This window comes from Arthrobacter sp. 10T419, assembly GCF_056394105.1.
Genome location: NZ_JBFTHF010000007.1, coordinates 175,413 through 188,528, shown reverse-complemented (window position 1 = coordinate 188,528; position 13,116 = coordinate 175,413). Strand labels below are relative to the sequence as shown.

At 68.5% G+C, this 13,116-nt stretch carries 11 protein-coding genes; 5 read left to right on the top strand and 6 right to left on the bottom strand.

Annotated elements, in window-relative coordinates:
* Nucleotides 1-47 precede the first annotated feature (47 nt).
* Complete coding sequence (locus AC1DBD_RS13190) at nt 48-515, top strand: pyridoxamine 5'-phosphate oxidase family protein (RefSeq protein WP_441418726.1); 468 nt, start codon at nt 48-50, stop codon at nt 513-515.
* A 43-nt stretch (nt 516-558) separates the two neighbouring features.
* On the opposite strand, the gene AC1DBD_RS13185 is transcribed toward AC1DBD_RS13190, so the two are convergent.
* Entirely contained in the window at nt 559-1,002 is a 444-nt protein-coding gene (locus tag AC1DBD_RS13185) for a universal stress protein (protein ID WP_476982283.1), read from the bottom strand.
* A 363-nt stretch (nt 1,003-1,365) separates the two neighbouring features.
* On the opposite strand from AC1DBD_RS13185, the gene AC1DBD_RS13180 reads away from it, so the two are divergent.
* The gene (locus AC1DBD_RS13180; RefSeq protein ID WP_441418724.1) at nt 1,366-2,100 is read left to right on the top strand and encodes a response regulator; all 735 of its coding nucleotides are present in this window, start codon (nt 1,366-1,368) and stop codon (nt 2,098-2,100) included.
* Nucleotides 2,101-2,146: 46 nt separating this feature from the next.
* Here AC1DBD_RS13180 and AC1DBD_RS13175 read toward each other — a convergent pair whose 3' ends face one another.
* A complete protein-coding gene (locus AC1DBD_RS13175; RefSeq protein ID WP_441418723.1) occupies nt 2,147-3,844 on the bottom strand; it encodes a GAF domain-containing sensor histidine kinase in 1,698 nt (565 codons plus the stop codon).
* 160 nt (nt 3,845-4,004) lie between these two features.
* On the opposite strand from AC1DBD_RS13175, the gene AC1DBD_RS13170 reads away from it, so the two are divergent.
* Nucleotides 4,005-4,490, top strand: coding sequence for a pyridoxamine 5'-phosphate oxidase family protein (locus tag AC1DBD_RS13170; RefSeq protein ID WP_476982282.1), 486 nt, complete (start codon nt 4,005-4,007; stop codon nt 4,488-4,490).
* A 30-nt stretch (nt 4,491-4,520) separates the two neighbouring features.
* Here AC1DBD_RS13170 and AC1DBD_RS13165 read toward each other — a convergent pair whose 3' ends face one another.
* Genes AC1DBD_RS13165 through AC1DBD_RS13155 form a run of 3 tightly spaced genes read right to left on the bottom strand, consistent with a single transcriptional unit; the run spans nt 4,521 to nt 7,883 of the window.
* Entirely contained in the window at nt 4,521-5,372 is an 852-nt protein-coding gene (locus tag AC1DBD_RS13165) for a transglutaminase family protein (protein ID WP_441418721.1), read from the bottom strand.
* On the bottom strand, nt 5,369-6,295 hold the full coding sequence (locus AC1DBD_RS13160; RefSeq protein WP_175323354.1) for an alpha-E domain-containing protein: 927 nt from the start codon (nt 6,293-6,295) through the stop codon (nt 5,369-5,371). Before AC1DBD_RS13160 ends, AC1DBD_RS13165 begins: the two co-directional genes overlap by 4 nt.
* Nucleotides 6,288-7,883: a circularly permuted type 2 ATP-grasp protein gene (locus AC1DBD_RS13155; protein WP_441418720.1), complete on the bottom strand. Its 1,596-nt coding sequence runs from the start codon at nt 7,881-7,883 to the stop codon at nt 6,288-6,290. The genes AC1DBD_RS13160 and AC1DBD_RS13155 overlap by 8 nt, the downstream gene beginning before the upstream one ends.
* Nucleotides 7,884-8,036: 153 nt before the next feature.
* Here AC1DBD_RS13155 and AC1DBD_RS13150 point away from each other — a divergent pair, with 153 nt between their 5' ends.
* A complete protein-coding gene (locus tag AC1DBD_RS13150; RefSeq protein ID WP_476909469.1) occupies nt 8,037-9,062 on the top strand; it encodes a YeiH family protein in 1,026 nt (341 codons plus the stop codon).
* A 67-nt stretch (nt 9,063-9,129) separates the two neighbouring features.
* Nucleotides 9,130-11,736, top strand: coding sequence for an aminopeptidase N (gene pepN, locus AC1DBD_RS13145; protein WP_476982281.1), 2,607 nt, complete (start codon nt 9,130-9,132; stop codon nt 11,734-11,736).
* Nucleotides 11,737-11,909: 173 nt separating this feature from the next.
* Here the strand turns inward: pepN and AC1DBD_RS13140 are convergent, their stop codons facing one another.
* Nucleotides 11,910-13,013 (bottom strand): lipoate--protein ligase family protein, encoded by a 1,104-nt coding sequence (locus AC1DBD_RS13140; protein WP_476982280.1) that lies wholly within the window; start codon nt 13,011-13,013, stop codon nt 11,910-11,912.
* Nucleotides 13,014-13,116 lie beyond the last annotated feature (103 nt).

Below are 13,116 nucleotides of genomic sequence, written 5' to 3'. Positions count from 1 at the left end.
GCCTTATGGCCCTGATGGGCTGCCCGGCCTGTCCGTAACGTGGAGCTGTGAATACGACGACGCCTCCGCCCAATTTCCAGCTGTCCATCGACCAGTGCTGGGTGCTGCTCGACAGCGAAGTTGTCGGGCGGATTGCCCTGATCGTCGACGGCCACCCGGAGGTATTTCCGGTGAACTTCGTCCTGCAGCGCCGCTCGATCGTGTTCCGCACGGCCGGTGGCACCAAGCTGTGGGGCGCCATCACGGCCAAACCGGTTGCCTTTGAGATCGACGGCTACGACTCGCACGAGCAGACAGCCTGGAGCGTCGTCGCCCGCGGCGAAGCCGAACTGATCGAAGACCAAGCGGACAAGGACGCGGTGGACGACTTGCTCCTGGAGCCCTGGCAGCCCGGTGAAAAGAACTACTACGTGCGGCTGGCGCCCAAGGCCCTCACCGGACGCCGCTTCAAGGTCAACAACCCGGATGTCTGGCACACCCGGCTGGCGGACCCGCGGCGGGCCTCTTTCGAATAGACCCGGACGGACGCGGCCGCCCCGGGCCCCCTGTCAGCCCCGGCTAACGCTTTTCCGGTGTGTGCACCACCAGTACGGGGCAGTGCGCGTGCGCCACGAGGGCGGAGCTCACCGAGCCGAGCAGCAGGCCGCCGAAGCCGCCGTGCCCGCGCCGGCCCAGCACCAGCAGGTCCGCGCCGCGGCTCTCATCGAGGAGCACTTTGCGCGGGTGCCCCTGCACCAGCCGCGTTTCCACATTGGCGGGGGTGGCTTCGCCGAAGGCCTTCACCACGGTCTCCTGCAGGATTTCACCCGCCCGCACGTCGAAATCGTTGATTCCCATGGCGACGTAACCGTCGTAGACCGGCGGAACGTCCCAGCAGGCCAGTGCCACGATGTTGGCCGACAGCGGGACCGCCAGCCGTTGCGCCTGCCGCAGGGCCTCCACCGAAGCGTCCGATCCGTCGACTCCGACCACGATGGTCCGGATGCCCGTAGCCTCGCTCATGACTGGTCCCTTCGTGGTGCCCCCATGGCACGTAGCTCCAAGGATTCCGGCGTCCGGGTCCGCAGGCTAGGGCCGAAAGTCACGCCGGCGGGCCCAGCCGGCCCGGCGTCGTGGGCCGAACGGCCCTTGTCCGGGGCAACGCGCCGGCCGCAGACTTTCAGTGCGCGGCGAAGAAATATTCCCGCTTCGCGACCATTGGGGGCGACTAAAGCCCACAATGGAAGGTACGACTTCACCGCAATTCAGGGATCAGCAAGCAGGGTCCCGCACAAGTTGGACGGGCGCGCTCCGCCACGGACCTGCAACGCGAGCTGGGGAGCTCCGTGGGACCGGTGGCAGCGACAGCGCCCGGACGGGAGAAACATGATTGCCTGGGCAGATGCCGGTCTCACTGCAACCGAGGGCCACCCGGCCGTGATCCGCGTGTTCATCCTCGACGACCACGAGTTGGTCCGCCGGGGCCTCCAGGAACTCCTGGAGGGCGAGGGTTTCCTGGTCGTCGGCAGTTCGGGATCAGCCGTGGAGGCGACGCGGCGGATTCCGGCGCTGCACCCGGACGTTTGCGTTCTGGATGCCCGGCTGCCCGACGGGACCGGGATCGAGGTCTGCCGCGACGTTCGTTCCGTCGACCCCTCGCTTAACTGCATCATCCTCACCAGCTTCGACGACGAACAGGCCCTTCGCGGCGCCGTCCTCGCCGGAGCCTCAGGCTACGTCCTGAAGGAGATCGGCGGAACCGACCTGATCGGTGCCCTGCGCCGCGCCGCCTCGGGCGAATCCCTCTTCGAGGACGGCGTGGCCGCCGGGATCGTTGAAAGCCTGGTGGAAACCGAAGAAGTTGATCCCCGGACCGCTTCCCTCACGCCGCAGGAACGCAGGGTGCTGGAGTTGGTCGGCGGCGGGCTCACGAACCGCCAGATCGCGGCAGAGATGTTCCTGGCCGAAAAGACCGTCAAAAACTACGTCTCATCCCTGCTGGCCAAACTGGGCTTCGAGCGCCGCACCCAGGCGGCGGTGTTCATCGCCAGCCCGGCCGGCGCGGGAACGCCCGCCAACGGCACCGAGGCCGACGCCGGCCGGCGACACAGCATCCACTGAGGGTGCCTGCCCGACCTGCCCGCCGGGCCGAAGCCGGGCACGCCGGCTAGAGCGGGACGGACCATTCGACGCTGGTTCCGGCGTCCGGCGCCGTCGTGATGGTGCACTGGCCGTCCAGCATCCGCGCCCGATCTTCCAGATTGGCCAGGCCGTTGCGCTCCTGGCTGTCATTGAAGCCGGAACCGTTGTCCGTGATGACCACCGTGACCTGGCCCTTGATGACGGCTACCGACACCGAGATAGCGTCCGCACCGGAATGCCGGATGGCGTTGCTCAGCCCTTCGGAGACCACAGCCACGACGTTGTCCGCCTTGTCCGGCGTGACGGCGTCCACCGGGCCGGTCAGCGTCAGCCGGGGCGTGAAGGGCATGGACTTGGCGGAGCTTCGGGTCACCCGACGGATCCTTCCGCTGAGCAGTTCCGTTTCGCCGCTGCTGCTCTTGAGCGAGTAAATCGTGTCGCGCAGGCTGCGGATCGCTTCGTCCAGTTCGCCGGTGATATTGCGGATCCGCTCGGTTGCGAGTTCGTCCTTGGTGAACCGCGTCAGGCTCTGCACGCTCAGGCCGGCCGCGAAGAGCCGCTGGATCACGAGATCGTGCAGGTCCCGGGCGATCCGGTCCCGGTCCGTAAACACCAGCAGTTCCTCGCGGAGCCGGTGCACGCGGGCGAGTTCGAGGGCGAGTGCCACGTGCGAGCCGAAAACAGCGCCCATCTCGACGTCGGTACGGGCGTAGCGCAGCGACTCCGGGTTGCGGGCCAGCAGCAGGAGGCCGTGGTGGGCGCCCTGCGTGCTGAGGGCCACCGCGAGCAGCGGACCCAGGCCGCCGCCGTCGACCCCGTTAAAAACCCCGCCGGCGTGGTCAAGCATGACCGGCTCGCCGCCGGAGAGCACGTCCTGCAGCTCGGGCGAGTCGAGGCAGAGCGACGTGCCGGAGAAGTCCTTGGCCCGCTCCCCCGCGGCGCCCGCCACGATGAACCCGGGCCCGGACACGGCGGGAGCCACAATCAGCGCCAGCGCCGAATCCGACTCCTGCAGCGCCCGCGCCGCGATCGGGTCGAGGCCGCCCGCGGAGTAGTCCCGGTCGCTGGCGAGCATCAGCCCGGACACATCCATGCACGCTTCCAGCCAGCGGGCACGTCGCCGGGAGTCGTCGTAGAGTTTGGCGTTCTCGATCGCGACGCCCGCTGCGGCGGCCAGCGCCACCGCAAGCGCCTCATCCTCCGCGGTGAAGTCCCCGCCGCCTTCCTTCTCCGTCAGGTAGAGATTGCCGAACACGGTGTCCCGGACCCGGACCGGCACGCCGAGGAAGGACTGCATGGGCGGGTGGTGCTTCGGGAATCCGTAAGCCTCCGGATGTTTGCGCAGGTCCTGCAGCCGTAACGGCCGGGGATCGCTTATCAGTAGGCCCAGCACCCCGTGCCCGGTCGGCAAAGGTCCGATCTGCTGGGCGAGCTCGCCGTCGATTCCAACGGTGATGAAGTGGCTCAGGGCGTGGTCATCGCCGATCACGCCCAGGGCGCCGTAGCGGGCGTGCAGGAGGCGGCAGGAGGACTGCACCACGCGTTCCAGGACGGCGTCCAGGCTGAGATCCTCGGCCACGGCGACGACGGCTTCGAGCAGGCCCGCCATGCGCTCCTGGGACTGGAGCAGCTCTCCGGCGCGGGACACGAAGTCCTTGAGCAGGTCCTCGATCCGGGGGTTGCCGGAATTCACAATCTCCGGGCTGTTATTAGGTGAATGCATCTACATTGGCCCCAATCCTCACGACGTACATCCGCGCCGATGACGTGTTGCCAGAATACCCTGATACCTTCCGATCGGACCCTAAAAGCTCGGGGATTATTACGCCGCCGGGCCGTTATGCCCTAGCCCGATTGTCGCCGGCTGACGTAGGCTCGGCGCCATGAGCACCGATCCGAAACCGGCCGCAGGCCAGCCCCATGACGTCGAAAACCTGGACAACCACGAGTGCTGGCGGCTGCTGCGCAGCGTGACCGTGGGCCGGATGGCCGTGTGGGTGGACGACCATCCGGACATCTTCCCGATCAACTACAAGGTGGACCACGGAACCCTCGTTTTCCGCACCGCGGAGGGCACGAAGCTGCAGGCCGCGACCGGCGACACTCCGGTAGCAGTGGAGGCCGACGGCGTCGATGCGGACAGGGGCATCGCCTGGAGCGTGGTCATCAAGGGCCAGGCCGCCGCGGTGAAGAACACGGAGGAGATCCTGGATACGGTGGGCCTGCTGCTCTTCCCGTGGCAGGCCGGCAAGAAGGACCACTTCGTCCGCATCACTCCGGACTCGATCACCGGCAGGCGTTTCAAGATTGTGCCGCCGCTGACGTGGTGGACGCCGCTGGACGACGCCACCCGCTCGGGCTTCGAATAACCCCACAACCGCGGACGGCTGGAAAGCGGCTTAGGCCAGCCGGGTGATTTCCACCGTCACCGACAGGGCGGACCCTCCGCCGCCGGACAGGATGCCCTTGAGCGGCGGTACGTCGCGGTAGTCGCGGCCGCGCGCCACCGTGACATGGAAGTCCCCGGCAGGTTTGTGGTTTGTCGGGTCCCAGCTGCGCCATTCCCCGTCCCACCATTCCAGCCAGGCATGCGACTGCCCGGCGACCGTCTCGCCGAGATCCGCCGTCGAACGCGGGTGCAGGTAACCGGAGACGTACCGGGCCGGGATTCCGCAGCTGCGCAACGCCCCGATCGCCAGGTGGGCGAGGTCCTGGCAGACGCCCTGGCGCTGGGTCCAGGCCTCCTCGGCGTTCGTGGTGACGCCGGTGGAGCCCTTCATGTAGCTCATCTCGCCGCGCATCCATTCGAACACGGCCATGGCGGCCTCATGCGGGTTGCGCCCCTCGACGACGCCGGGGACGATCGCGAGCACCTCGGCGCCGGGGCCGGTCAGCTGCGACTGCGGGATCCAGTCGCTGAACTGGTTGAGCGTTTCGGGCGAAGAGAGCACGTCCCAGCCGACGATGTCCGCCTCGGCCGGGATCCGCTCGACGCGGTGGACCTCCACCGTGGTGGTGGAGAGGACCTCGAGGTGGTCGTGCGGCATCTGCATGTCGAAGGCCGTCACGCGGGTGCCCCAGTAGTCGCGGTAGCTGCTGAGCGCCGCCTGCGACGGAGAGACCTTCATGGAGGACTCCAGCACCACCTGCTGCGGGTCCGTCAGCGGCGTCATCCGGGCCTCGTTGTAGGAGAGCGTGACCCGCTTGTTGTACTTGTACGCGGTCTTGTGCGTGATGCTGAGCCGGGTCATGAAACTTCTCCCACCCAGGCCAGTTCGTCTGCCTGATTGAAGTACTTACGGGAAATGGCGTCCGAGGCCTGCGAGACGGCCTTCTGCACGCGCTCCATGTGCTCCGGCAGCTCTGACATCAGGTCGTCGGTGCGGTGGAACTCAAGGAAGGTCCGGGCCTGGCCCACGATCCGTCGGGCGTCATTGATGAAGCCGACGCGCTGCGCCGAGGGGTCCAGCTTGGCGAGGCAATCGTCGGCGTCGCGCAGGGCGTAAACGATGGACCGCGGGAACAGCCGGTCCAGCAGCAGGAACTCGGCCGCGTGCTGATCGCCGAAGGCGGCCCGGCGGGTCCGCAAAAAGGATTCGTACGCGCCGGCGCAGCGGAGCATGTTGACCCAGGACATCCCGGCCGAGAGCACATCCCGGGTCGAGAGCATCCGCGCGGTCATGTCGGCCCGCTCCAGCGAGCGTCCCAGGACCAGGAAAAGCCAGCTTTCGTCGTGGCTGACCGTGGTGTCCGCAAGGCCGCTGACCATCGCGGTGCGTTCCAACACCCAGTTGCAGAAGCGGTAGGTGCCCACCACGTCCTTGCGGTGCTGGTTCAGCCCGTAGTAGGTGGTGTTCAGGCTCTCCCACAGACCGGAGGACACGGTTTCCCGGGCGCGCCGGGCGTTCTCACGCGCGGCCCCCAGGGAACCGGCGATCGAGGTGGCGCTGTGCTTGTCGTAGGCCAAAGCATGCAGCAGCTCGTCCAGGCCGAAGTCCTCGGACTGCGGCCGGGCGCCCATGACGGCGAGGAGTTCCTGCGCGACGCTGCGCTGTTCCTCCATCGGCAGGTGGTTCAGCCGTTCGAGGTGGACGTCCAGGATCCGTGCGGTGCCGTCCGCGCGTTCCACATAGCGGCCGATCCAAAACAGTGACTCGGCAATACGGCTAAGCATTCTCGGCTACCTCCCGCGCGTCGGACATCTGCTGCTGTTGTTGTTCCTTCTGGCTGTCACGCCAGTTGCTCTCCACCGGCCAGACCGAGACCCGCTCGCGGACCGCAATGGCAGGCCGCGGGATGACCTCGACCGGGACCTGCGGGGAGTCCGCCAGCACCCAGGTGTCCTTGGAGCCGCCGCCCTGGCTGGAGTTCACGATCAGGGACCCCTCCTTGAGCGCCACCCGGGTGAGGCCGCCGGGCAGGACCCAGACGTCGTCGCCGTCGTTGACCGCGAAGGGGCGCAGGTCCACGTGCCGCGGGCCGAACTTGTCGCCGCTGAGCGTGGGCACGGTGGAGAGCTGCAGCACCGGCTGCGCGATCCAGCCGCGCGGGTCGGCGATGATGCGCTTGCGCAGGGCCTCGAGCTCGTCCTTGGACGCGTCGGGGCCGATKACCAGGCCCTTGCCGCCCGATCCGTCGACCGGCTTGACCACCAGCTCGTCGAGCCGGTCCAGCACGTGCTCGCGGGCTTCCTTCTCCTCAAGCCGGAAGGTGTCCACGTTGGCGATCACGGGTTCTTCGCTGAGGTAATACCGGATCAGGTCAGGCACGTAGCTGTAGACCAGCTTGTCGTCCGCGACGCCGTTGCCCACCGCGTTGGCGATCGTGACGCCGCCGGCGCGGGCGGCATTGACCAGCCCGGGGCAGCCAAGCATCGAGTCGGAGCGGAACTGCAGCGGGTCCAGGAACTCGTCGTCGATCCGCTTGTAGATCACGTCCACCCGCTGTTCGCCGGCGGTGGTGCGCATGTAGACCCGGTTGCCGCGGCAGATCAGGTCCCGGCCCTCGACGAGCTCGACGCCCATCAGGCCGGCCAGCAGGGTGTGCTCGAAGTAGGCGCTGTTGAACACGCCGGGGGTCAGGACCACGACGGTGGGATCGTCGACGCCGGACGGCGCGGTCTTGCGCAGCGCGGAGAGCAGCCGGCGCGGGTATTCCTCCACCGGGCGGATGAGCTGCTGGCCGAACGCTTCCGGCAGGCCCTTGGCCATGGCGCGGCGGTTCTCCAGGACGTAGCTGACTCCGGACGGGACGCGCACGTTGTCTTCCAGGACGCGGAACGTTCCGGCCGCGTCGCGGACGACGTCGATGCCGGAAATGTGCACGCGCACGCCGCCTGCCGGTTCGAAACCGTGGACCTGGCGGTGGAAGTGGGCGCTGGTGGTGACGAGCTGCCGCGGGATGACGCCGTCGGCGACGACCGTCATCTTGTCGTAGACGTCGTTGAGGAAGGCTTCGAGGGCCCGGACGCGCTGGGCCACCCCGCGTTCCAGGACAGACCACTCGTCGGCCGGGATTACCCGGGGCACGATGTCCAGCGGGAACGGCCGCTCCTCCCCCGCGAAGTCGAAGGTGACGCCGCGGTCCAGGAAGGTCCGTGCCATCGAGTCGGCGCGGGCGGTGACGTCGGCCAGCGAGAGCTCCTGCAGCGCCCCGGCCACCTGCCCGTAGGAGCGCCGGGCCTGCTGGTCCGGGGTAAACATCTCGTCGTAGGCGCCGCTGCGGCCGGCGGCCTCGGAGTAATCCTGGAAAAGGTCAGACATGCCCACTAGCCAACCACCTTTTCGTTACGAAATCATTTCGGCGCATCCGGTGGGGCGTGTTGCGGCTCACACCGGCGTCCGGCTTTGGAGCGGTTCCGTGTCGCGCTTCGATGTTTGTCCGCAAATTACGGCAAGGTTGGGTGCGTGCCACTTATCCGACCCGCCTTCCTGCAGCGGCGCCCGGGCCGGCTGCAGCCGTTGCTGCCGGGCCTGCTCGCCTGCGCCGCCGCCGTCGTCACAGCCCTCGCCGTCCACCTGGCGCTGCCCGCACTGCCGGCCATGACGGTGGCGGTGGTGCTGGGACTGCTGGCCGCGAACCTGCCCGGTGTGTCCGGCTGGAGCGCCGGCTCCGGCCGGCCCGGGCTGGACTTCGCCGGGAAGCACCTGATGCGCAGCGGCATCGTGGTGCTGGGGCTCAAGGTCAGCGTGGTGGATGTCCTGGGCCTGGGCTGGCCCGCGCTGCTGCTGATCACCGGGGTGGTGCTGGCGGCCTTCGCCGGCACCTACGGCATCGGCCGGCTCTTCCGGCTGCCGCCGCCGGTGTCGCTGCTGATCGCGACAGGGTTCGCCATCTGCGGCGCCTCCGCGATCGGTGCGATGGCCGCGGTGCGCCGCATCCGGCAGGCTGACACCGTGCTCCCAATCGCGCTGGTCACGCTTTGCGGCACGCTAGCGATCGGCGTCCTGCCGCTCCTGATCGGCCCGTTGGGACTGGGCCCGGAAGCTTTCGGGGCATGGGCCGGCGCTTCGGTGCACGACGTCGGGCAGGTGGTCGCCACCGCGCAGACCGCCGGGGCTTCGGCTCTCGCCGTCGCCGTGATCGTCAAACTCACCCGGGTACTGCTGCTCGCGCCCATGGTCGCCGCGGCGGGCATCCACCACCGGATTGGATCCGACGACGGCGGGAAGCTCCCGCCGGTCGTCCCGCTGTTCGTGGTGGGGTTCATCGCCATGGCGGCCCTGCGGTCCGCCGGCTGGCTCTCCCCCGCGGCGCTCGGGGCGGCCGCCGTGCTGCAGGACCTGCTGCTGGGCATGGCGCTGTTCGGACTTGGTTCGGCCGTGCGGGTGCGGCACCTGCTGCGCACCGGGACCCGTGCCCTGCTGGCCGCCCTGGCCTCGTGGCTGCTGATCGCCGCGCTGGGCCTGGGCGCCGCCGTCGTCCTCATCCCCGGGCACTGATACCGGGCGCTGTTACCGGGCGCTGACCCCGGCTGTGCAGCGGCACCGCTCGTGATTAGATAGCGGAGTGTCGAACCAGAACCTGCGCCGTGACGAAGCGGCCGCCCGCTCAGCCCTGATCACCACCCACAGCTACGACGTGTCCCTTGACGTCCGGCAGGCGGCGGACCCCATGGTCGCGGGCTATACCAGCCGCAGCGTCATCAACTTCTCCGCCAGCGAGCCCGGCACCTCCACCTTCCTGGACTTCATCAGCAGCAAGGTGCACAGCGTCTTCCTCAACGGCAAGGGCCTGCCGGTGGCGGACGTGGTGGACGGCTCGAGGATCCGGCTGGACAATCTGCAGGCCGAAAACCAGGTCACTGTCACCGGCACCGCCCTGTTCAGCACCTCGGGTGAGGGTATGCACCGTTTCTTCGATCCCGCCGACGGCCAGTGCTACCTCTACACCCAGTACGAGCCCGCGGACGCGCGGCGCGTGTTCGCGAACTTCGAACAGCCCGACCTCAAGGCCGAGTTCACCTTCCACGTGATGGCCCCGTCCGAATGGCAGGTGTCCTCGAACGGCGTCGAAGCCCTACGCACCCAGCTGACCAGTGATCCGGCGACAAGCCGCTGGGACTTCGCCCCCACCAAGCCGATGTCCACCTACATCACCACGGTGCTCGCTGGCCCCTACTTCAAGGCCGAGGACACCTGGCACGGGACCCTCTCGGACGGCACCGTGCTGGACGTGCCGCTGGCCCTCTACTGCCGGGCCTCCATGGCGCAGTCTTTCGACGCGGCGGAACTGTTCCGGCTGACCAGGAACGGCCTGGACTTCTTCAACGAACTCTTCGACTACCCGTACCCCTGGGGTAAGTACGAGCAGGCCTTCGTGCCCGAGTACAACCTGGGCGCCATGGAGAACCCCGGCCTGGTGACGTTCACGGAAAGCTATGTGTTCACCTCCCGGGCGGCCGACTCGCAGTACCAGGGCCGGGCCAACACCCTGCTGCACGAAATGGCGCACATGTGGTTCGGCGACCTGGTCACGATGCAGTGGTGGGACGATCTGTGGCTCAAGGAATCCTTCGCGGACTACATGGGGACCCTCGGCGTGGACCGCACCACGGACTGGGGAACCGCCTGGGTGAACTTCGCCAACAACCGCAAGGCCTGGGCCTACGTCCAGGACCAGCTGCCCACCACGCACCCGATCGTCGCGGACATCCCGGACCTTGAGGCCGCCAAGCAGAACTTCGACGGCATCACCTATGCCAAGGGCGCCTCGGTGCTCAAGCAATTGGTCGCCTACGTGGGCTTCGAGGCGTTCATCGCAGGATCGCGCCAGTACTTCCGCGACCACGCCTACGGCAACACCACGCTGGAGGACCTGCTGGCCGCGCTCAGCGCCGCGTCCGGCCGCGACCTCGCCACCTGGGCCCGGCAGTGGCTGCAGACCTCCGGCATCTCGACCCTCACCTCCGAGATCCAGGAGCACGATGGCGTCCTGGCCACCGTGTCCCTGCACCAGCACGCAGAGGACCCGATCACCGGCCGGCAGGAGCCGCGGCCGCACCGGCTGCGGATCGGCCTCTACAACCCCGATGCCGCCGGCGCCCTGGTGCGCACCGACAGCGTGGAGACCGACGTCGACGGCGAACTCACCCTGGTAAGCCAGCTCGCCGGCAAGGCGCGACCGGCGCTGCTGCTGGTCAACGATGAGGACCTCAGCTACGCCAAGGTCCGGCTGGACCCGCACTCCGAGGCCACCGTGCGCAGTTCCCTGGGGACGATCAGCGATCCGATGGCACGGGCACTGTGCTGGACCGCGTTGTGGGATTCCGCCCGGGACGCCGTCACGCCCGCGGCCCGCTACGTGGAGGCAGTGCAGCGCTTCGGCGCCTTCGAGACCGGCATCGGCGTGCTCCTGAATGTCCTCGGCAACGCCGGAACGGCGATCGAACGCTACGTTCCCGCGGCCGGGCGGAACGCCGTCCGCAGCGCCTTCCTGGACGTCGCCGCCGCCGAACTGGAGAAGGCAGCACCCGGCTCCGACCACCAGCTGGCCTGGGCACGCACGCTCGCCGCCACGAGCCGCTTCGACGCCGGACGGCTGGACCTGGCGAAGGGCTTGCTGGACGGCAGCACTGTCATCGAGGGCCTCTCCGTCGATGCGGAGCTCCGCTGGAACCTCTGGCACGCCCTCGCGGCCAACGGCCAGGCGGACCCGGCGCAGCTGGACGCCGAACTGGCCCGCGACAACACCGCCTCGGGCAAGTCCGGGCACGCCACCGCCCTAGCGGCCCGGCCTGAGCCCTCGGTCAAGGATGCCGCCTGGGACGCCGCCGTGCACGGCACCGCACTGTCCAACCAGTTGCTCAGTGCCACCATCGCGGGCTTCAACACCGCGCCGGCCGGCCTGCTGGCCGGCTACGTCGAACCCTACTTCGAGTGCCTAGAGCGGGTCTGGGCGGACCGCAGCATCGAGATCGCCAGCCGGATCGTTCGCGGCCTCTACCCGGCCGGCCAGGACCTGACCCCGGACCTGCCTCCGGAGGAGCACCCGGTGATCGTCCGGACGGACAAGTGGCTCGCCGAACATACGGACGCACCCCGCGCGTTGCGACGGATCATCATCGAACAGCGCAGTCAGTTGCTGCGGGCCCTCACGGCGCAGGCCGCGGGCTAGGAACCGCCCGGGGCGCCCATCTGACGCGAATGGCCGCTATACGCGTGGGCATAGCGGCCATTGGTGGCGAATCGACGAAGGACGTCGCCCGCCCGGGCGCCCATCGGATGCAAACGGCCGCTGGGGTGTGTACGGAGGACTGCTGCGGAGCAGCCGGCGCGATAGTGGGGACGCTACGGGACCCGGTGTAGCCACTCCGTGGTGCCGAACTTGGTCTCCACCCGCTGCCGGGCAGCGTCGAGTTCGGCCTCGGTGAGTTCCGCCGGCGTCGCGCCGTACCGCTCGGTGAAAACCTCCATCATGGCGGCGACAATCTCGGCGCGGGCCAGTCCGGTCTGCCGGCGCAGCGGGTCGACGCGTTTCTTTGCGCTCGTCGTGCCCTTGTCCGAGAGTTTCTCCTTGCCGATCCGGAGCACCTCGACCATCTTGTCGGCGTCGATGTCGTAGCTCATGGTGACGTGGTGCAGCATGCCGCCGTTGGCGAGGCGCTTCTGTGCGGCGCCGCCGATCTTGCCCTGCTCGGTGGCGATGTCGTTCAGCGGCACGTAGAACGCGCTGATGCCGACCTTTTCCAGGGCCGCCATGACCCACGCGTCCAGGAAACCGTAGGAGTCGGCGAAGCTGATGCCGTCCACGAGCGTCTGCGGCAGGTAGAGCGAGTAGGTGATGCAGTTACCGGCCTCCATGAACATGGCGCCCCCGCCGCTGATCCGGCGGACCACACTGATGCCGTGCCGGCTCACGCCGTCGGGGTGGACTTCGTTGCGGACGGACTGGAAGCTGCCGATCACCACAGACGGCTCCTCCCAGTCCCAGAACCGCAGCGTCGGGTTGCGGCGGCCGGCGCCGACCTCCTCGGTGAGGACCTCGTCCAGGGCCACGTTTACGTGGGTGGGCAGCACGGACGGGCCGATGATGTTCCAGTGGTGGTCGGCCCAGCCTGTGGCCTTGGCCAGGGCCCGGCGGACCGTAATGGCGATCGCCTCGGCGGAGAAACCGAAGAGCACAGCGTCCTCGGGCAGCGCGGCCTTGACCGCCGCGGCAAGGTCCGCCGCGCTGGCATCCTCGGCCTGGCCGGTGAGGCTGCGGTTGATCTGCAAGAGCGCCTCGTCGGGTTCCAGGAAGAAGTCCCCGCTGATCGAGACGTGGGCCAGGACCCCGTCGACGACGTCGAGGTCGGCCACCACCAGTTTGCCGCCGGGAACCTTGTACTCGCCGTGGCGGCGGCCGCCTTCGTCCTCGGTGGCGGACGCTGCGGGCGAAGGGAAGGAAGTCATACCCTTAATCCTGCCACGCGGCCAGGGTCGGGGTACGCAAAGCGGCCGGGACGCAAAAAGCCCGCACCGTTGCCGGTGCGGGCTTTTCCAAAAGACTTTGGGG